Below are 19533 nucleotides of genomic sequence, written 5' to 3'. Positions count from 1 at the left end.
CCGCCGGCCCCCGCCGACGGCTCCGGCCCTGCCGCGCCCGTCGCCCCGCAGGCGCCCTCCGAGAGCACCTCTCCCGACACCGAGGACGCCCCCACCGGAAGCTGACACCCGACCACCCGCCCCGCTCGCGCGGGGGAACGCCGACGGCCCGGAGGACACTGTCCCCCGGGCCGTCGGCGTTCGTCAGCGCGCGTCGCGGCGGCGGCGCGTGACTCCGAGCGCGAGCGCTCCACCGGCGAGCAGGGCGAGGGCCGCCGCGGCGGTCCAGCCCGTCTCGACGCCGGTGCTCGCGAGTCCCGAGCCGGTCCGCGGAGGAACGGCGCCGGCCGGAGCAGGAGCCGGCGTGCGGGTCGGCTCGGCCGTGGGCTGCGCGGTCGGCGCCATGGTCGGCTCAGCCGTCGGCGCCACCGTCGGCTCGACGGTCGGCTCGACAGTCGGTACCGGAGTCGGCACCGTCCCCGCCCCGAACACGGACTCCGCGGAGCCGAGCGACGCGAGCACAGTCTCGCCGTTCGCGTCGTCCACGCCGTCGTTGTCGGTCACCGCGAACACCTCGCCGGAGCCGGTGATCCCGAGGCCCTCGAGCTTCTCCTGGGTCCAGCCGTTCCCGGCCTGCAGCGCGGGCAGCACGTCGACCGCGAGGGTCTTCTCGAGCATCGGCAGCGTCTCGCCGACCGCCGCGCCGGCCTCCGTCGGCAGCGGCACCGTGTACACGGCCTTCAGCGCGGCGTCCGGCCCGTTGAGCTTGTCGCGCTCGATCACCGCGAGCGTGCCCGCGGGGGTCAGCGTGATCTCCGAGAGCCCGTTCCAGTCGCCGTCCGCCCCGGACACGGCCTCCAGCGGGTAGCCGAAGAAGCTCCAGCTGTCGGCGGCGACGTCGTAGCGCCCGATCCGGACCACTCCGTCGGCGTCGATCGAGGCCTCGCGCTGCAGCGCCGTCCAGACGATCTCACCGGCGGCGCCGTCCTCGACGGTCACTCCCTCGAAGCCCTGCTTGCCCAGTGCGGAGGCGAGCTCCGCGGGCAGGGCGATCCGCTCGGTCACCGCGGCGTCCGCGTCGAGCCGCAGGAGCGCGTTGCCGTCGCCTGTCCCGCCCTCCGTCACGGCCCAGAAGCCGCCGTCGACGCGGGCGGCGATCCCCTCCAGATCCAGAGCGGCGGGCTCGCCGCCCTCGGTCACCGTGAGGGTCGTGTCGAGCAGCGCCGGCGAGACGGAGGTGTCGATCGAGTGGAGTGTGCTCGGCGCGTAGGCGCTGTCGCTCACCGCGTACAGGCGGTCGGGCGCCGCCGGGTCGGTCGAGAGGCCCGAGAGCGCACCCCAGGGCAGCGGCGATCCGTCGACGTCGGCCGACAGTACGGTCGGGAACGCGGGGGCGGAGGCGCCGAGCGCGTAGAGCTGCACGCTCGCGCGGACGGCGGCCTCGGCGTCGTCGGTCTCGCTCGAGACGACCAGCAGGTCGCGCTCGGGCAGGGCGAGCAGCCCCTCCGGGCCGGGCGTCGACGGCAGCGCCTGCACGAAGCGCGGCGCGGTCGGCTCCGACACGTCGTAGACGGCCACGAAGTTCGCCCGCTCGGCGCCGACGAACACGTAGGGGACGCCGTCGAAGGTGGCCGAGAGCAGGCCCTCGGGCTCGGAGCCCTTCGCGTCGGAGCGCTTGTCCGGGTAGAGCCCGAGGCGCACCGCGAGGTGGTCGAACGAGTTCCCGGCGTCCCACTGCACGGCCCCGGTCGCGGCGTCGAGGATCGACCAGCCGCGCGTGCCGCCCTTCCAGTCGCCCTCGTTCGCGATCGCGACGTGGTCGTCGCCGACCCAGCCGATCGCGTCGGGCTCGCGCGGGACGTCGGTGATCGAGCCGGTCAGCGAGATCGAGTCGTCGTCGAGCGTGTCGATGCCGCCGACGGAGGCGGTGCCCGCGGTGTACGAGGCGGTGACGGAGCGGGTGGCCAGGTCGACGATCGCGACGGCGTTGTTCTCCTGCAGCGTCACGGCGACGGCCGTGTCGGCCGGGTTGATCGAGACGTACTCGGGCTCCGGGTCCGACGGGGTGTCGAGGCCGGCGAGACCGGTGAGGTCGACGTGCTCCGGCACCCAGGCGGAGGGGTCGCCCGCGAGGTCCATCACCACGAGCTCCCCGGCGGGCGCCTGCGGGAGGTCGCCCTCCTCGCCGCCCTCGGGGGCGAGGTCCTCGTCGCGCTGGTTCTCGATCGCGATGACCGCGGTCGAGCCGTCGGTGGTGACGTCGATGGAGTCGGGCTGGCCGCCGAGCTCGATGCTCGCGACGGGCGCGAGGTCGTCGGCGTGCAGCACGCTGACGTGGCCGGAGGGGTTCGCGAAGTCGCCGTCGCTCGTGTCGACCACCGCGAGGACGTACTCGCCGGTCGCGTAGACCGACGTCGGCTCGCCGCCCACGCCGACGCCGCCGCGCGGCTCGAGGGCGTCGGGGTCCGAGATGTCGAGGACGTCGATGCGCTGCCCGGCGGAGTCCGTCGAGTAGACCAGGCGGCCGTCGGGCGACGCGCTCGAGATCTCGGCGACGGCGGAGTCGGCGGACGGGTCGGCCGCGTTCAGGTAGGCCGGCACCGTGGCGATGCGGGTGAAGAAGGAGTCGCCTGCGGCGGAGGCGGGCAGGGCCGCGGCTCCGAGGGTGCAGCCGGCGAGGGTGACGGCGAGGGCGAGGGCGGCGGTGCGGGTGGGGGTGCGGGTGCGGGTGTGACGAGAGGACACGGGTCTCCTGAGCGGCTTCGAAGGAACCCGCCCACGCTGGCCGCCCCCGGTGAACGCCCCGCCGCCCGCAGGTGTCCGCCCGGCGAACGCGCGGTGGCGGAGCCGCGACCGGGCGGGGGTCTCGAGACGCCGCGTGCCGCAGTCCGCCGCACGGACGCCTCGAGATCCGCCAGGCGGCGTGGTCAGCGCGCGAGACCCTCGGCGGCCGAGCCCCAGGAGCCGAGGGCCGCGCGGACTCGCTCGTCGCGCGCGAGCGTCAACGCCTCCGCGTACCCCTCCTCCAGCACGTCGTCGAGCCGCACCCGCGCACCCGTCTCGGAGGAGCGGACCGCCGCCTCCACCATCGCGAGGCTCCGCACGTTCGAGTGCACCTCGCCCGAGGGCACCGCCCCCGAGCCCAGCACCCGCACGAACTCCGCGAGCGAGCCCGCGATCTCCTCGGGCACGGGCTCGAGCGTGGCGGTCCGCACCGCCTCCGACTCGCGCGACTGCCACTCCGGAGCGCCGTCGCCGTCCCAGTGCGCGGTGCCGCCGGCCCCGTTCACGCGCCAGTCGCCGTTCCACGAGGTCTCGAGGCCGTCGGCGCACCAGCTGCCGGTGTAGCTGAAGCGCACTCCGCCGGCGAACTCGAACACGGCGCTCGCCGCGGCTCCGTCGGCGTACCAGCTCCAGCCCGGGTTGTACTCCTCGCAGTAGACCGCGACCGGGTCGCTGTCGAGCAGGTACCGCGCCGCGTCGAAGGCGTGGATCGCCATGTCGACCAGGAGCACGTGGTCCATCTCGTCGCGGAAGCCGCCGAAGCGGGGCGCCTTCGCGAAGTGCACGGAGGCGGTGCCCAGCTGCCCGAGCCCGGCGATCTGCTCGCGGAAGGCGGTGATCGCCGCGTAGTAGCGGCGCGACTGGCTGGTCATCAGGAGCCGGCCCGAGGCCTCGGCCGTCGCCGCGAGCACCAGCGCCTCGGCGATGGTCGGCGCGATCGGCTTCTCGGAGAGCACGGGCAGCCCGGCGAACAGCGCCTCCGAGCTGACGGGCAGATGCGCCCGCGGCACGGTCACGTTGACCACGGCGTCGGCGCCGGAGCGCGCGGCGACCTCGGCGACGGAGGTGCCGACCGCGACCGGGCCGACCCCCTCCTCCTCCGCGGCAGCCGTGGCGAGGTCGACGTCGAGGTCGACGAGGCCGACGAGCTCGGCGTCCGGGGAGTCGCGGATGGTGCGGATCCAGGCGCGGCCCATCGCGCCGGCGCCGACCTGGACGAGGCGGACCGTCATCGGACGAGCGCTCCCTCGTAGTCCTGGCCGTTGTGGAAGTCCTCGGTCTCGTAGCGCTGCAGCACCGGGAGGCTGCGCTCGGGGCGCGAGGAGCGCACCCACTCGACGCCGTTCGCGATCACGCGGCGCACCTCGGCCTGGTGGTAGACGGGGTAGTCCTGGTCGCCGGGGGAGAAGAAGAAGATGCGCCCGTGGCCGCGCTTCCAGGTCATGCCGGAGCGGAAGACCTCGCCGCCCGTGAAGGTCGAGAGGAACACGAGCTCGTCGGGCGCCGGCACGTCGAAGAACTCGCCGTACATCTCCTGCCGGGGGATCACGAAGGGGTGCGGGATCCCCTGGGCGATGGGGTGCGTGGGGTCGACGGTCCAGACCAGCTCGCGGTCCTGCTCCGAGCGCCAGCGCAGCGTGCAGGTGGTGCCCATGAGCTTGCCGAAGATCTTCGACCAGTGGCCGGAGTGCAGGACGACGAGGCCCATGCCCGAGAGGACGTGGCGCTGGACGCGCTCGACGATCTCGTCGGAGACGTCGCCGTGGGCCATGTGGCCCCACCAGACGAGCACGTCGGTGGCGTCGAGGACGTCCTCGGTGAGGCCGTGCTCGGGCTCGTCGAGCGTGGTGGTGGAGACGGTGGCGCGCTCGCCGAGGTTCTCGCGGATGCCGTCGGCGATCGTGCTGTGCATGCCGTCGGGGTAGATCGCGCGGACCTTCTCCTCGATCTGCTCATGGCGGTTCTCGCCCCAGACGAGGACGCGGACGGGGGAGGAGGGTGTGGTCACGGTGTTCCTTCTTCGACGGTGGAGACGGTGCGGCAGTGGGCGGCCCGACACAGGGTTAACCGCTTTACCGGCCGCGTCTCCTAGGATGCGGGAGACGTCCGCCCCGCGTCAACCACGGCCGGGCGGCGCGAGCGGAGGAGGCGCGGTGGCCACGATGAGGGACGTCGCGCGCCTCGCGGGGGTCTCGATCGCGACGGTCTCGTTCGTGGTCAACGACACCAAGCCCGTCTCGCCCGAGACCCGCGAGCGGGTGCGGGCGGCGATGCACGAGCTCGGCTTCCGGCCGCACGCCCTGGCCCGCGCCCTCGCGCGGCGCCGCTCGGGGATCGTCGCGGTCGTCTATCCGCTCGTGTCGAGCCGGCCGCTCAACACCGCCACCTCGTTCCTGCTCGGAGCTGCCGAGGCCGCGGCGGAGCAGGACCACTCGATCGTCCTGTGGCCGACGGTCGGCGGCTCCGACCGCCTCGCCGACCTGCGCGCCGACGGCCTGATCGACGGCGTCGTGCTGATGCAGGTCACCAGCGAGGACGAGCGCGTGCCGGTCCTGCGGGACTCCGGCACGCCCTTCGCCCTCATCGGGCGCACCCGCGACCCGTCCGCCCTCGACTGGGTCGACATCGACTTCGAGGGGATGGTCGAGGAGGCGCTCGGCCGGCTCGCCGGCCTGGGGCACGCGCGGGTGGCGCTCGTGCTCGGCCCGGACCGCGACGCCGCGGCCGACTTCGGCCCCTACGCGCGCACCCAGGAGGCGTTCGCGCTCGCCTGCGCGGCCCGCGGCGTCGAGGGCGTGCTGCTGCGCTGCGAGGAGTCGCCCGCCGGTGGCCGCACCCTCGCCCGCTCGTTCGCCCCCGCCTCCGCGACCGCCGTGGTGATCGTCAACGGGGGCGCCGCCGTCGGGTTCGCGCACGAGGTGCGGCACCGCGGGCTGCGCGTGCCCGAGGACCTCTCGATCGTCCTGCTCGCCTCCGACCCCGACGTCGCCGACCTGGCCGACCCGGCACTCGACCTGCTCGTCGCGCCCGGCCGCGAGCTCGGCCGCCGCGGAGTGGAGGCGCTGCTCGCCCGCCTCGCCGACCCGGCGGCGCCGCTCCTCCAGGAGCGCATCGGCGGCCCGTGGCGCCCCGGCGGCTCGGTCGCCCCTCCGCACTGACGGGCGCCCCGGGAAGCCCCGGGAGCGCGCGCTACGGCACGATCGAGTCGATGTAGCCGCCGTCGACGCGCACGGCGGCGCCCGTGGTGGCCGAGGCGAGCGGGGAAGCGAGGTACGCGACCATGTGGGCGATCTCCTCCGGCTCGATGAGGCGCTTCAGCAGCGACTGCGGCCGGTGCAGGCGCATGAACTCGCGCTGCGCCTCCTCCCACGGGAGCTCGCGGTCGACCAGCTCGTAGACGAAGTCCTCGACGCCGCCCGTGTGGGTCGGCCCGGCGAGCACGCTGTTCACCGTCACCCCGGTGCCGGCGGCGGCCTTGGCGAAGCCGCGCGAGACGCCCAGCAGCGCGGTCTTCGACACTCCGTAGTGGATCATCTCGGCGGGCGTGACGACGGCGGAGTCGCTGCCGATGTAGAGGACGCGGCCCCACTCGCGCTCCATCATCCCGGGGAGGTAGGCGCGGGTGAGGCGCACGCCGGTGAGCACGTTGACCTCGAAGTAGCGGCGCCACTCGTCGTCGTCGATGGAGAGCGCATCGGCGGAGCCGAAGATCCCGAGGTTGTTGACGAGCACGTCCACGTCGGCGGCCGCGCGCAGGAGGGAGGCCGTGCCCTTCTCCGTCGACACGTCGGCCGCGACTCCGCGCACCCGCGCCTCCGGCGCCGCCGCGCCGACGGCCTCGATCGCCCGGCGGATCGACCGCTCGGAGCGGGCGTTCACGATCACCTCGGCGCCCGCCTCCGCGAGCGTCGTCGCGATGGCCAGCCCGATGCCCTGCCCCGACCCCGTGACGAGGGCCGTGCGCCCGGTGAGATCCAACCCGATCATGCTGCTCCGCTCCGCGCAGCCGGCCGCCGGCCGCGCTCGGGGTCGAGCATGCCACCGAGCCCTGACATCCGGCCCGCTTCCGGCTGAGGACGCCCGCGGGTCGCCGCGGCATCGCTCGGAACGGCGGAGACCGTTGCCAACCGGACACTCGTGCGTTACGGTCTAATCAATCGGCAATACGTATTACCCGCGGGTAGTAGGCCGATGACCCAGACTGTCGACGAGGACGAGGCGGACGCGTGACCCCGATGCAAGCAGATGTCGCCGTGATCGGCGGCGGCCTCGGAGGAGTGGCGGCGGCGATCGCCCTCGCCCGCAACGGCCTCACGGTCGTGCTGACCGAGCAGTACCCGTGGCTGGGCGGCCAGCTCACCTCGCAGGGCGTCCCGCCGGACGAGCACACCTGGGTCGAGCAGTTCGGCGTCACCGCCGACTACCGGCGCCTCCGCGACGGCATCCGCGGCTACTACCGCCGCAACTACCCCCTCACCGCCGAGGCGATGCGCGACGACCGCCTGAACCCCGGCCGCGGACTCGTGAGCAGGCTCTGCGCCGAGCCCCGCGTCGCCGTCGCCGTGCTCGACGAGATGCTCGCCCCCTACCGCTCGAGCGGAGCGATCCGCGTCGTCACCGGCGTCGTCCCCTTCGCCGTCGACGGCGGCCCGGGCCGGATCGAGCGCGTCCTGCTGCGCGACGCGGTCTCGGGCGAGGAGCTCGCCGTCTCCGGACGGTACGTGATCGACGCGACCGAGACGGGGGAGCTGCTCCCCCTCGCGGAGGTCGACTACGTCACGGGCTCCGAGTCGCGCGACGAGCACGGCGAGCCCAGCGCTCCCGCCGTCGCCGACCCGATGAACGTGCAGGCCGTCACCTGGTGCTTCGGCTTCGACAGCGCGGACGGCGACCACACCATCGAGCGCCCGGCCGACTACGACTACTGGCACGAGTACGAGGTGCCGTTCTGGGGCGGGAAGCTCCTCTCCTTCACCGCGCCGAACCCGAGGACGCTGCGCCCCGAGACCCGCACGATGCACGTGAACGCCGTGGGCGACACCCGCACCGCCGACCAGCGCGCGCAGGGCGGGGACACCGACCTCTGGATGTTCCGCCGGATCCTCGCGACCGAGACCCTCCGACCGGGCGCGCTCGACAGCGACATCGTGCTCGCGAACTGGCCGATGCTCGACTACCTCGACAGCTCGATCCTCGACGTGCCGGAGCCGGAGAAGCACCTCGCCGGCGCCCGCGCGCTCTCGCTGTCGTACTTCTACTGGCTCCAGACCGAGGCGCCCCGGCCCGACGGCGGCCGCGGCTGGCCCGGGCTCCGGCTCCGCGGCGACGTGATGGGCACCGCCGACGGCCTCGCGCAGGCCCCCTACATCCGCGAGTCCCGCCGGATCCGCGCGCTCACCACGGTGCGCGAGCAGGACGTCTCCGTCGCCGCCCGCGGGACGGGGAGCCCCGCGCGCTTCGACGACTCCGTCGGCGTGGGCATGTACCGGATCGACCTGCACCCGACCACCGGAGGCGACAACTACCTCGACGTGGAGTGCTCGCCGTTCGAGATCCCGCTCGGCGCCCTCGTGCCGCGCACCCCGACGAACCTGCTGCCCGGGGGCAAGAACATCGGGACGACGCACATCACCAACGGCGCGTACCGCCTCCACCCCGTGGAGTGGAACATCGGCGAGGCCGTCGGCGAGCTGGCGGCCCTCGCCCTCGCCGAGGACCTGTCGCCCCACGAGATCGCCGCCGACCCCGCCCTCGTCGCCCGCCTGCAGGCGAGGCTCGAGTCGCGCGGCGTAGAGACCCACTGGCCCGACGTCGTCGGGTACTGACCGGGAACACCGAGAAGACCATTGGAGAAAGAGAGACGATGAGACCAGCGAAGAAGCTGATGGCCTCGCTCGCCGCAGTCGGAGTGATCGCCGCCCTCTCGGGCTGCGGCGCCGCCGGCGGCGGGGACGACTCAGCACCCGTCGCTCTGAGGATGTCCGTCTGGACCTCCGACGAGAAGCAGCTCGCCCTGTTCGACTCGATGGCCGACGAGTACATCGCCGACCACCCCGAGATCGAGTCCGTGACCTTCGAGTCCCTCCCGTTCGCGGACTACAACTCGACCCTGACCACGCAGGCCGCGGGCGGCAACGCCCCCGACCTCGCCTGGGTGGGCGACATCGCGAAGGACCTGATCGACGCCGGAGCGCTCGCTCCGCTGACCGAGACCTTCGAGGGGACCGAGGGCTACGAGTACGACGACATCCTGCCCAGCGTGGCGCAGTCGTTCAGCCAGGACGGCGAGCTCTACGCGTACCCGTTCTCCAACTCGCCGTTCGCGCTGTACGTGAACCAGGACCTCATCGCGCAGGCCGGGCAGACCGTCGACCCCGCGACGCTCACCTGGGAGGACGTCGACCGCATCGGCGCGGCCGTCAACGAGTCGACCGGCAAGGCCGGCTACATCATCCGCGACTTCGACTTCTCGGGCTGGCTGAGCCTCGCGAACCTCTGGGCGGGCTGGGGAGCCCAGCCGTGGAGCGACGACGGGACCCAGTGCACGATGGACTCGCCCGAGATGGTGGAGGCGTTCCAGTTCTTCCACGACTCGGTCTACGTCAGCGGCGCGACCCCCGGACCCGGCGTGACGGCGGACTTCTTCGCCGGCGACGCCGCGTTCACGACCGCGCAGGTCTCGCGGGCGAGCCTGCTCGACGGCTCGTTCCCGTTCGAGATCTACCCGCTGCCCGTCGGCCCCGCCGGCGAGTACGGCAACATCGGCCAGGCCGGCATGGCCGCGCTCGCAGGCGGCGACCACGTGGAGGAGGCGACCGGCTTCCTCTCGTTCATGACCAACCCGGAGAACTCCGCCAAGCTCGCGCAGTTCTTCCCGCCGCCCCGCGAGTCGCTGCTGTCCGGTGAGGAGCTGGCGAAGGTCAACACCCGCCTCAGCGCCGAGCAGCTCGACCGCGTCGTGGTCGACGAGCTCGCCGACGTGTCCGCCACCCCTCCGGTGACGAGCCCCGCCGAGATCACCTCGGTCGGCAAGACGGCGCTGGACCGCATGTGGTCGGCCGACGCCGACGTCGCCGAGGTGCTCGGAGGCGTCTGCGACGCCATCGCGCCCGTCCTCCAGGGGAAGTGATCCCGTGACCGCGACCTCGACGGACAGCCGCCGATCCGCTCCCGCCGGCGCCTACTGGAACCTCCGGCGCCGCGACGCGCTCGCCGGCTGGCTCTTCATCGCGCCCCAGCTGCTCGGTGTGATCGTGTTCGTGCTGCTGCCCGTCGGGCTCGCGGTCTGGTTCAGCCTCAACGAGTGGAACGTCTTCACCGGCTCCATGACCTTCGTGGGCGGCGAGAACTACGAGCGGGCGATCAACGACCCGAGCATCGGCGCGGTGCTCGGCACGACCGCGGTCTTCTCCGGGGGAGTGGTCGTCCTGAACCTCGCCCTCGGGCTGGGCCTGGCCGTGCTGCTCAACCGGAGGATCCCGGGCGGCGCCCTGTTCCGCACGCTCTTCTTCTCGCCCGTCGTCATCTCGGTGGTCGCCTGGACCCTCGTCTGGGGCTTCCTCCTCCAGGACAACGGCGCGATCAACGGCCTGCTCTCGCTGGTCGGCCTCGACGGGCCGAACTGGCTCCAGGAGGGACCCACCGCGATGGCGAGCGTCATCGTCACGCAGGTCATCCGCAGCGTCGGCGTCAACATGGTGCTCTTCCTCGCCGCGCTGCAGGGAGTGCCGGGCGACCTCTACGAGGCGGCCCGCCTGGACGGCGCGAGCCCCCGCGCGATCTTCTTCCGGATCACGCTGCCGCTCATCTCGCCCACCCTGCTCCTCACCGCCATCCTCACGATCGTCGGCTCGCTGCAGGCGTTCGCGCAGGTCGCCGTCCTGACCGAGGGCGGGCCGGAGCTGTCGACGACAGTGCTCGTCTACTACGTGTTCCAACAGGCCTTCGAGTTCAGCGACATCGGCTACGGCGCGACGCTCTCGCTGATGCTGCTCCTCTTCGTCCTGATCCTCACGGTCGTGCAGTGGCAGCTGCGCAGGAAATGGGTCTTCTATGAGAACTGACGCCGTCGTCGAGCAGGGGACCCCGCTCACGCCACGCCTCGAAGCCGTCCCGGAGCCGCCTGTCAAGCGCCGCCGCGGCCGCAGCCCGCTCATGACCGCCCTGCTCGTCGTGACGCTGATCCTGCTCGTGCTGCCGTTCGCGGTGCCGACGTTCTGGATGATCGCCTCGTCGTTCAAGCCGGTGAACGAGATCTTCTCGAACCCGCCGACCCTGCTGCCGGACTCGCCGAGCCTGGCGGGCTACGCCGAGGCGTTCCGGTTCCAGCCGTTCGCGCTCCAGTACTGGAACAGCCTCTACATCGCGGTCACGGTCACCGTGGTGACGCTGCTGGTCTCGAGCCTGGCCGGCTACGCCTTCGCCCGCATCCCGTTCCCGGGACGCAACGCGGTGTTCCTCGTCGTCCTGACCGGCCTGCTGGTGCCGACGGAGGTGACGATCATCCCGCTGTTCCAGATCTTCCGGCAGCTCGGCTTCATCGACACCCACGTGCCGCTGCTGCTGGTGCCGATGGTCGGAGCGCCGGCGGTGCTGGGCACGTTCATCATGCGGCAGTACTTCATCGCGATGCCCGGCGAGCTCGAGGAGGCCGCGCGCCTGGACGGCCTCGGCCGCTTCGGGATCTGGCGGCGCATCTTCCTGCCGCTGTCCAAGCCCGCGCTGTCGGCCGTCGCGATCCTGACCTTCCTCGGGTCCTGGAACATGTACCTCGAGCCGACGGTCTACCTGACCTCACCCGAGCTCTTCACTCTGCCCCAGGCGCTCACCCGCTTCACCGACGCCTACGGCGGGGAGATGTGGGACGTGCAGCTCGCCGCGGCGACGATGACGGTCGTGCCCGTGCTGGCCGTGTTCCTCCTCGCTCAGCGGCAGTTCGTGGAAGGGCTCGCGCACTCCGGTCTGAAAGGCTGACCCGGTGTTCACGGATCGCCCCCTCGCCGCCCTCCGCGAGTTCCGTGCGGAGGTCGCGGAGCCCGACGACTTCGACGCCTTCTGGCGGGCCACCCTCGCGCTCGGGCGGGAGGGCGGCCCCGCCGTGAGCGCCGCGCCGGTCGACGCGGGCCTCCCGCTGGTGCGGGTGCGGGACGTGCGGTTCCCCGGCTTCGCGGGCGAGCCGATCGCCGCCTGGCTGGTGACCCCCGCAGCGGACCCGGGCGCCCCGCTCCCCGTGGTGATCGAGTACCCCGGGTACGGCAGCGGACGGGGCCGTCCGATCGAGCACCTCTGGATCGCCGCCGCCGGGTACGCGCACCTGGTCGTCGACGCGCGAGGCCAGGGAGCCGGACGCCTCGCCCGCTCCGGAGCCACCCCCGACCCCCACGGCAGCGGACCCGCGTACCCCGGGGTCACGACCCGCGGCATCGAGTCGCCCGAGACGTACTACTACCGGCGCATGATCGCGGACGCGGCGCTCGCCGTCGACGCCGTGGAGGCGCTCCCCGGGCTGGACCCGGACCGCGTGTCGGTCTTCGGCGGCAGCCAGGGCGGAGCGCTCGCGACCGCCGCGGCGGCGCTGCGCCCCCGGGTGCGCGCGGCGATCGCCCTGGTGCCCTTCCTCTCCGACGTCCTCCGCGCCACGACCGTCACGAACGAGGCGCCCTACGTCGAGATCGCCCGCTACCTGGCGACCCGCCCCGAGGACCTCGACGCCGTCGAGCGGACCCTCTCCTACGTCGACGGCGTCCACTTCTCGCGGCGCCTGCGCTGCCGGGTGCACCGCTCGGTCGGCCTGATGGACCCGATCTGCCCGCCCTCGACGGTCTTCGCCTCCCACAACGTCTCCGGCGGCGAGACGTCGATCGACGTGTGGCCGTACAGCGGGCACGAGGGCGGCGGGGTCGGCGACCGCGAGCGGGCGCTGGAGGTGCTGCGAGAGGTCTTCGGGTGACCGGACGGGCGTGACCCCGCGTCTCAGGACGCCGGCGCCTCCTCCATCCCGAGCTGCATCGCCAGGTCCATGGCGCGCAGGCGGGCCGGCGAGACGTCGTAGGGCAGGCTCCGGATGATCTCGCCGGCGCTCCGGGCGCGGGAGCCCTGCGCGGGATCGGGGGCCGGCGCGGGGTCCTCGGGCGGGTGCGCCTCGTCCCACGCGTCGAAGATCGCCTCGTCCTCCTCGAGCTGACCGGACTCCTCGACGACGCGCATCAGCCGGGCCTCGAAGGCGTGCCGCTCCTGCGCCACCTGCTCCACCCGGGGGTCGTCCTCGGCGACCGTGTCGTCGAGGGTCTCCTCGGCGGCGTCGACGCGGTCGGCCTCCGCCCGCAGCGCCGGATCGGCGGCGAGGACGACGAAGCGGCCGGCCTGGGAGACGGCGCCCAGCGGGCCGAACATCCGCTCGGTGACCAGCAGGGTGTCGAGGTCGGCCTGGCGCAGCGAGCCCTCGGGTGCGCCCTCGAGGCGGCGCGAGACGATGTCGTCGAGCAGCCCCAGCCGGCCGCCGAGGGTCCGCATGCGCCGGACCGAGGCCCGCTTCCGCTGCAGCTCCTCCTCCTGCGCGGCGAGCGCGTCGTCCAGCCGCGCGAGGACGCCCGCGACCTCGTCCTCGCGGTCGGCGCTGTCCTCGGCGCCGGCCGGGGCTGAGACGGCGAAGGCGTCCCGGATGTCCTCGAGCGCGACCCCGGCGTCGGCCAGGCGGCGGATCCAGAGCAGCCGGATGATGTCGTCGTAGCCGTAGCGCCGACGACCGTCTCCGCCCCGCTCGCGCTCGGGAAGCAGGCCGAGCCGGTGGTAGTGGCGGATCGCCCGCGGAGTGACGCCGGCGAACGCGGCGGCGTCGCCGATCTGCACCTGGCGGGGCGGGGCGGGGAACGACTGCATGGGGGACCTCTCCGATCGGGACCTTGTGCATCGAGCAGACCACATGACGCAGGGGCAGGAGCAAGCCGACCCGGCCTGCTCCCGCCCCTCGTCCCCTCGCGCTCAGCGCGCCAGGCGCACCGTCGCGATCTCGAACGGACGCAGCTCGAGGCGCACGTCGGCCGACTCCGCCTCGACGGAGCTCTCGATGCGGACCTGCTCGGTGGGGCGCTCCATCAGGTCGGTGCGGGTGACCGCCCGGACGGCGAAGGCGGCGCGGAGGGTCGCTGCGGCGCGGCGGCCGAGCGACTCGTAGAGCCGCACGATCACGTCGCCGCTCCCGTCGTCCGCCGCCTTCACGGCCTCGACGATCACCGAGGGGTCGTCGATCGACACCAGGGGAGCGACGGGCGCGGCGCCGGTGAGCCTGCGGAGCGGGGTGTTCAACGCGTAGCCGGCCTCGACGGCGTCGGGCAGCTCGGCGCCGACCACGAGCGAGACCGCGAGGCGGTGGCGGCCCTGGTCGGCGTCCGGGTCGGGGAACAGCGGCGCGCGCAGGAGCGAGAGCCGGACCGTGGTCGTCGGTGTGCCGGCCGCGGCGCGGTCGCGGGTGATGTCGTGCCCGTAGGTGGAGTCGTTGACGACCGCGACGCCGAAGCCCGGCTCGCCGACGTGCACCCAGCGGTGCGCGACGGTCTCGAAGCGGGCGGCGTCCCACGTCGTGTTCACGTGGGTCGGGCGGTGCACGTGGCCGAACTGGATCTCGGACGTCGCCCGGTCCGAGAGCAGGTCGAGCGGGAAGGCGAGCTTGAGCAGCTTGCGGCGCTCGTGCCAGTCGATGTCGAGGCCGAGGTCGACGGCCGCCCGGCCGATCTGCAGCGAGACGGTCTGCACGACCGTGGAGCCGCCGAACGAGCGGGTGATCACGACCGCCGGCACCTCGCGGCCGAGCGGGTCGCTCACGGTGCCGGCGCGGACCGAGTCGACGCCGACGAGGTCCTCCACCGTGCGGCGGTAGTTGTCGTCGAGGTCCCAGGCGTCCCACTTGTTCGGGGTGTCGCGGTGGAGCTGGAGGAGCCCCGCGGCGGCGTCGGCGGGCACGACCTCCCGGCCGCTCGCGAGGTCCACGACCGACTCGAGGAGCCCGGAGGCGCCGATCCGCACCCGGACGAGCCCGTTGTCGAGCACGTGGGCGTCGCCGTCGGAGCGGAGCGTCGGGGCCGAGTGCTCCGCGGCGGGGTCGGCCGCGGCCGCGCCGAGCGCCGGCACGCCCCCGACGGCGAAGGGGGAGGAGTTCACCAGCAGCTCCGCGGAGCCCTCGCCGGCGAGGGCCCGGACGGTCTCGGCGATCATCTCCTCGATCCGCTGCGCGATGCGGGCGTAGTTCTCCTCCGCCTCGCGGTGCACCCAGGCGATGGAGGTGCCGGGCAGGATGTCGTGGAACTGCTGCAGGAGGACCGTCCGCCACATCTCGCGCAGCTCGTCGGCCGGGTACGGGACCCCGGCGCGGACGAGGGCCGTGGTCGCCCACAGCTCGATCTCGCGGAGCAGGTGCTCGCTGCGGCGGTTGCCCTGCTTGGTGCGCGCCTGCGACGTGTAGGTGCCGCGGTGGAACTCGAGGTAGAGCTCGCCCGACCAGGTGGGCGCGTCCGGGTACTCGGCCTGCGCCTCCTCGAAGAAGCGGCGGGGCGTGGACAGCTCGACGGTCGGCGAGCCCTCGAGGCTGCGCGTGCGGCGGGCGGCCGCGATCATCTCGCGGTTGGGGCCTCCTCCGCCGTCGCCGTAGCCGAAGGGCACGAGCGACATGGTGCCGCTGCCCTTCTCGGCGTACTGGCGCTCGGCTCGGGCGAGGTCCTCGCCGGAGAGGTCGGAGTTGTAGAGGTCGACGGGCGGGAAGTGCGTGAACACGCGGGTGCCGTCGATGCCCTCCCACCAGAAGGTGTGGTGGGGCATCGTGTTGGTCTCGTTCCACGAGATCTTCTGCGTGAGGAACCAGCGCCCGCCCGCTCCGGCGATGATCTGCGGCAGCGCGGCGGAGTAGCCGAAGGAGTCCGGGAGCCAGACCTCCTCCGTGTCGATCCCGAACTCGTCGAGGAAGAAGCGCTTGCCCTCGAGCAGCTGGCGCACGAGCGCCTCGCCGCCGGGCATGTTCGTGTCCGACTCGACCCACATCCCGCCGACCGGCACGAAGCGGCCCGCGAGCACGTGGCCGCGGACGCGCTCGAACAGCTCCGGGTGGTCGCGCTTCAGCCACGCGTACTGCTGCGCGGAGGAGGCGGCGAAGACGAAGCCCTCCTCGCGCTCGATCAGGTCGCAGACGTTGGAGAAGGTGCGGGCCACCTTGCGGGCGGTCTCGCGTTCGGGCCAGAGCCAGGCGGAGTCGATGTGGGCGTGGCCGACGGCGTGCAGGTGGTGCGCGCTGGCCGAGGCGGGGCGCTCGAGGACCGTCCGCAGCGCCTCCCGGCCCGCGGCGGCGGTGCCGGACACGTCGTCCGGATCGAGGACGTCGACGGCGCGGTCGAGGGCGCGCACGATCTCGGCGCGGCGCTGGGAGGACTCGGGCAGCTGCCCGATCAGCCCGACGAGCACGGCCATGTCCTGCTCCAGCTCCCAGACCTCCCGGTCGAGCAGCCCGAGCTCGAGGCGGCGGAGGCGGTAGAGCGGGTCGGACGGCAGGGCGCCGTCGGCGGGGCGGCCGCCGAGCGCCGTGGGGGTGAAGGACCAGTCGCCGGTGATGTTCGGGTTGGCGGCGGCCTCGATGTAGAGCTCGACCGTGCGGTCGCCCGCCTCGCGGCCGGGCAGCCGGTCGAGCGGGACCGACTGGTTGAACGGCTCGACGGCCTTCACGACCGTGCCGGTCGCGGTGAAGACGAGCCCCTCCGCCTCGAAGCCGGACTGGGCGCCGGTGTAGCCGAGGTCGACGACGAGCTCGGGCTCGCAGCCGTCGACGCCGACCCAGGAGGCGGGGATCTCGCCGCGCACGTGGAACCACACGGTGCCCCACGGGGCGCCCCACGGCTCCCCGATGCGGGCGGGCGCGTAGGACGCGGCCCGCGCCTGGTCGAAGGGGACCGGCTCGCCCGGAGCGGTCCACGACTCGATCCCGAGCGGCTCGACCGCCCGGTGGATCGCCGGCCGGAGGCTCTCGGCGCGGAAGCGGGCGATGCGGGCTTCGATGCGGGTGCTGTCGTCATGCATGCGTTCTGGTGCTCGTTCCGTGTGCGGTGGGGGAGGGCGGCGGCGCGGAGGGCGACGCCGCCCGGGGTCAGGAGGCGATGACGACGCGGTGCCCGTCGGGGAAGACGGCCACCTTCCGCCAGGTGTCGCCGGAGCGCTCCCAGCCCTCGTTGACCTGCCCGGCCGGAGGGGTCGGGATGGTCTCGGGGGCGCGGGCGACCGTGGTGTAGCCGGCCGCGCGCTCCACCCGGCCGCGGCCGAGCTCGAACGAGGTCAGGCGTCCGTCGTCGACGATCAGCGAGCCCTCGTCCACTCCCGCGGCGCCGCGCTCGATGAACGGGTTCACGAGGCGCGTCTGGGAGGAGTCGCTGCCCAGCACGATCGCCTTCTGCTGCGGGAAGCGGCCGAGGCTGAGCCCGTAGAAGCCGCCGAGGACGGTGAGGTTGCGCACCTCGAAGTCGGCCCCGCCGTTCGTCAGGCCGACGCCGAGGCAGTTCGCGCCCGAGGTCGGGAAGAAGTTCGGGTTCACGATCATGTGGCTCGTGCCGGCCTCGATCAGCACCTCCCAGCCGTCGCGGGAGCCCTCCGAGCGGAAGTTGATCAGGGTCAGGCCGGAGTTGACCGAGCGCCGGTTCTCGTTGCGGATCGACCGGAGGCCGACCGTGCCGCCGATGGCCTGGCAGTCGAGCAGCGTCATGTTCGTCGGCGCGAGGAGGAAGCCGCCGAGGCCGGGGCTGATCGCCTCGACGTTGGTCATCGAGCCGCCGATGGAGGCCTTGCCCGAGTCCTCCACGCCCCAGCCCGCGGGGGCGACGATCTTGATCTTGTTCCAGGAGTTGGCGTACGAGTACTCGTCGTCGACGCCCGAGACGAAGGTGGCGCGCTCGCGGAAGATGCCCGACTTGCCGGTCTTCTGGATCCACAGGTTGCGGAACTCGCAGTTGACCAGCGAGCGCAGCGACATCCCGTGGCCGCCGGAGGGCGTGCCCGTCATCTCGAAGTCGGCGAGGACGACGCCGGTGGCCTTGTTGTTGTTGGCGGGACCGGCCGCGTCGCCGGTCTGGCCGGAGACGGTGAAGATGTCGCGGGTCGAGCCCTCGATCTGGACGATCCTCGTCTGGCGCATGCCGGCGCCGACGATCTTCGGCCCGGCGTAGCCGTAGGGCGGCCCGTTCTCGGGCTGCACCGGGTAGCCGCGGTAGTCGACCGCGAGGCCCGTCACCCGGATCTCGCCGGCGGGCAGCGACACCTCGCCGCCCGGAGCGGTCATCGCCTTGTCGATGGCCGCCTGCACCGCGCGGGTGTTGTCTGCGCCGGCGCGGTCGTCCCAGCGGAACTCCTTGTCGAGCGGCGAGATCGGCCCCTCGGTGACGCTCAGGCGCTTCTTCTGCCCGGGAGCGTCGGCCGGGGGCGCGGCGGCGGCCGGAGTGGCGGCGCCGACGGCCCCTGCCGCGCCGGCGAGGGCGGCGGCGCCCCCGGCGAGGAAGAGGCGGCGCGAGTTGTCGGGCCTGCGCTGCGGATCGTGCTCGGGCTGCTGATCGGGCTTGTGCTGCCGATCGGGCCTCGGGGAGGCCGTGGTCTGGTTGTCTGGGTCTGCGGGATTCATCATCGTCGACGTTCCGCCCTCTCTCGCCCCGGATGGGCGTACGGCGATCCTTCGTCATCGGTAGCCTGAGGTCAAGACGTAATACCTATTACCAGGATGAAGCAGAGGTGTCCGGGTGCCGCGGATCACGCAGAAGGACATCGCGCGTCTCGCGGGAGTCAGCCAGACGACGGTGTCGTTCGTGCTCAACGACAAGGGCGAGCAGCTCGCCCGGGTCCCGGAGGCGACGCGGGCGCGGATCCTCAAGGCGATCCAGGAGACGGGGTACGTCGCCGACCCCATCGCGCGCCGCCTCAAGCAGGTCGGCACCGGCATGATCGGCGTCTACACCTACGAGAGCCTGTTCCCGCTCGACCGCGAGGACTTCTTCCACCCGTTCCTCGCCGGCATCGAGGAGGAGGCGCAGAACCGCGACATCGACCTCCTCCTGCTGACCAGCGGTCGCGTCGGCGGCCGTCGCGGCGGCCTCAGCGGCGGCACCACCCGGCTGCGCCTGGCCGACTCCTGCATCCTCCTCGGGCAGCGCATGCCCCGCGAGGAGCTCGAGTTCCTCAACGCGAGCGGCTTCTCCTTCGTCAGCATCGGCCGCCGCGACGACGCCGGCGGGCCCGTGCCCTACGTGGCCGCCGACTACGCGTCGATCGTCCGCGAGCTGATCTCCTGCGCGCGCGCCCTCGGCCACACCCGCTTCGCCTACGCCGGCCACGGCGAGGGCGTCGAGTCGTACACCGACCGCATGGCCGGCGCGCGGGCCGAGCTCGGCGACGGCTTCCTCCACCTCGTCCCGGGGCCGGAGGCGTCGCCGCGGGAGTGGATCCGCCGGATCGCCGCCGAGGGCGTCACGGTCGTCCTCGCCGAGCAGGAGGAGCAGTTCGTCCTCCTGCAGGAGGCCGCCGAGGCCGAGGGGGTGGCGGTGCCGGGCGACCTGTCGCTGGTGTCGCTCTCCGGATCGGCCGACCGCACCGGCTGGCAGGCCGGCTTCGAGCTGCCCCGGCGCGACATGGGCCGCCGCGCCGTGCAGATCCTCATCGAGGGCGACCCCGCGCGACGGGAGCAGCAGCTCCTCCGCTGCACGCTCGTCGACGGCGCCTCCCTGGCCGCGGCTCCGGCCTGACCGCTCAGTCTGAACG

General features: G+C 73.3%; 14 protein-coding genes. 7 read left to right on the top strand and 7 right to left on the bottom strand.

Annotated features, from left to right (window positions below):
- Window positions 1-183: 183 nt before the first annotated feature.
- From C5B93_RS15105 to C5B93_RS15095, 3 genes are all read right to left on the bottom strand, one after another.
- Window positions 184-2724: an esterase-like activity of phytase family protein gene (locus tag C5B93_RS15105; RefSeq protein WP_104292806.1), complete on the bottom strand. Its 2541-nt coding sequence runs from the start codon at window positions 2722-2724 to the stop codon at window positions 184-186.
- A 182-nt stretch (window positions 2725-2906) separates the two neighbouring features.
- A complete protein-coding gene (locus C5B93_RS15100; RefSeq protein WP_104267971.1) occupies window positions 2907-3995 on the bottom strand; it encodes a Gfo/Idh/MocA family protein in 1089 nt (362 codons plus the stop codon).
- Window positions 3992-4771 carry a ThuA domain-containing protein gene (locus C5B93_RS15095; RefSeq protein WP_104248280.1) on the bottom strand — a complete coding sequence of 260 codons (780 nt, stop codon included), beginning with the start codon at window positions 4769-4771 and terminating at the stop codon, window positions 3992-3994. Before C5B93_RS15095 ends, C5B93_RS15100 begins: the two co-directional genes overlap by 4 nt.
- A 154-nt stretch (window positions 4772-4925) precedes the next feature.
- Here C5B93_RS15095 and C5B93_RS15090 point away from each other — a divergent pair, with 154 nt between their 5' ends.
- The gene (locus C5B93_RS15090) at window positions 4926-5921 is read left to right on the top strand and encodes a LacI family DNA-binding transcriptional regulator (RefSeq protein WP_258068239.1); all 996 of its coding nucleotides are present in this window, start codon (window positions 4926-4928) and stop codon (window positions 5919-5921) included.
- Between the two features lie 31 nt (window positions 5922-5952).
- On the opposite strand, the gene C5B93_RS15085 is transcribed toward C5B93_RS15090, so the two are convergent.
- The gene (locus C5B93_RS15085; RefSeq protein ID WP_104292809.1) at window positions 5953-6747 is read right to left on the bottom strand and encodes an SDR family NAD(P)-dependent oxidoreductase; all 795 of its coding nucleotides are present in this window, start codon (window positions 6745-6747) and stop codon (window positions 5953-5955) included.
- Window positions 6748-6998: 251 nt separating this feature from the next.
- On the opposite strand from C5B93_RS15085, the gene C5B93_RS15080 reads away from it, so the two are divergent.
- From C5B93_RS15080 to C5B93_RS15060, 5 genes are read left to right on the top strand one after another with little or no spacing between them, the layout of a single operon-like run.
- Window positions 6999-8588, top strand: a complete 1590-nt coding sequence (locus C5B93_RS15080) for an FAD-dependent oxidoreductase (RefSeq protein WP_104292808.1) — start codon at window positions 6999-7001, stop codon at window positions 8586-8588.
- A 38-nt stretch (window positions 8589-8626) separates the two neighbouring features.
- On the top strand, window positions 8627-9892 hold the full coding sequence (locus C5B93_RS15075; RefSeq protein ID WP_104292804.1) for a sugar ABC transporter substrate-binding protein: 1266 nt from the start codon (window positions 8627-8629) through the stop codon (window positions 9890-9892).
- Between the two features lie 4 nt (window positions 9893-9896).
- Window positions 9897-10826, top strand: coding sequence for a carbohydrate ABC transporter permease (locus C5B93_RS15070; RefSeq protein ID WP_104234014.1), 930 nt, complete (start codon window positions 9897-9899; stop codon window positions 10824-10826).
- Entirely contained in the window at window positions 10816-11736 is a 921-nt protein-coding gene (locus C5B93_RS15065) for a carbohydrate ABC transporter permease (protein ID WP_244229554.1), read from the top strand. Before C5B93_RS15070 ends, C5B93_RS15065 begins: the two co-directional genes overlap by 11 nt.
- Window positions 11737-11740: 4 nt before the next feature.
- Window positions 11741-12712: an acetylxylan esterase gene (locus tag C5B93_RS15060; RefSeq protein ID WP_104292803.1), complete on the top strand. Its 972-nt coding sequence runs from the start codon at window positions 11741-11743 to the stop codon at window positions 12710-12712.
- A 23-nt stretch (window positions 12713-12735) separates the two neighbouring features.
- On the opposite strand, the gene C5B93_RS15055 is transcribed toward C5B93_RS15060, so the two are convergent.
- From C5B93_RS15055 to C5B93_RS15045, 3 genes are all read right to left on the bottom strand, one after another.
- Window positions 12736-13641 carry a MerR family transcriptional regulator gene (locus C5B93_RS15055; RefSeq protein ID WP_219814052.1) on the bottom strand — a complete coding sequence of 302 codons (906 nt, stop codon included), beginning with the start codon at window positions 13639-13641 and terminating at the stop codon, window positions 12736-12738.
- A gap of 102 nt (window positions 13642-13743) precedes the next feature.
- Window positions 13744-16818 (bottom strand): glycoside hydrolase family 38 C-terminal domain-containing protein, encoded by a 3075-nt coding sequence (locus C5B93_RS15050; RefSeq protein WP_104292801.1) that lies wholly within the window; start codon window positions 16816-16818, stop codon window positions 13744-13746.
- A gap of 67 nt (window positions 16819-16885) precedes the next feature.
- On the bottom strand, window positions 16886-18406 hold the full coding sequence (locus tag C5B93_RS15045) for a hypothetical protein (protein ID WP_104234018.1): 1521 nt from the start codon (window positions 18404-18406) through the stop codon (window positions 16886-16888).
- Between the two features lie 112 nt (window positions 18407-18518).
- Between C5B93_RS15045 and C5B93_RS15040 the strand changes: the two genes are divergently transcribed.
- Complete coding sequence (locus C5B93_RS15040) at window positions 18519-19517, top strand: LacI family DNA-binding transcriptional regulator (protein ID WP_104227154.1); 999 nt, start codon at window positions 18519-18521, stop codon at window positions 19515-19517.
- Window positions 19518-19533 lie beyond the last annotated feature (16 nt).

Origin of the sequence: Rathayibacter sp. AY1A2, from assembly GCF_002930935.1 — a bacterium.
Taxonomy (GTDB): Bacteria; Actinomycetota; Actinomycetes; order Actinomycetales; family Microbacteriaceae; genus Rathayibacter.
The sequence above is the reverse complement of the archived record's forward strand: the minus strand, read 5'-3'. Positions and strand labels throughout refer to the sequence as shown.

Excerpts from the sequence above, each read along its gene's own strand:
- C5B93_RS15100 (WP_104267971.1), bottom strand. The coding sequence starts at position 3,995 with ATGACGGTCCGCCTCGTCCAGGTCGGCGCCGGCGCGATGGGCCGCGCC.
- C5B93_RS15090 (WP_258068239.1), top strand. The coding sequence starts at position 4,926 with ATGAGGGACGTCGCGCGCCTCGCGGGGGTCTCGATCGCGACGGTCTCG.
- C5B93_RS15080 (WP_104292808.1), top strand. The coding sequence starts at position 6,999 with ATGCAAGCAGATGTCGCCGTGATCGGCGGCGGCCTCGGAGGAGTGGCG.
- C5B93_RS15075 (WP_104292804.1), top strand. The coding sequence starts at position 8,627 with ATGAGACCAGCGAAGAAGCTGATGGCCTCGCTCGCCGCAGTCGGAGTG.
- C5B93_RS15065 (WP_244229554.1), top strand. The coding sequence starts at position 10,816 with ATGAGAACTGACGCCGTCGTCGAGCAGGGGACCCCGCTCACGCCACGC.
- C5B93_RS15055 (WP_219814052.1), bottom strand. The coding sequence starts at position 13,641 with ATGCAGTCGTTCCCCGCCCCGCCCCGCCAGGTGCAGATCGGCGACGCC.
- C5B93_RS15050 (WP_104292801.1), bottom strand. The coding sequence starts at position 16,818 with ATGCATGACGACAGCACCCGCATCGAAGCCCGCATCGCCCGCTTCCGC.
- C5B93_RS15045 (WP_104234018.1), bottom strand. The coding sequence starts at position 18,406 with ATGATGAATCCCGCAGACCCAGACAACCAGACCACGGCCTCCCCGAGG.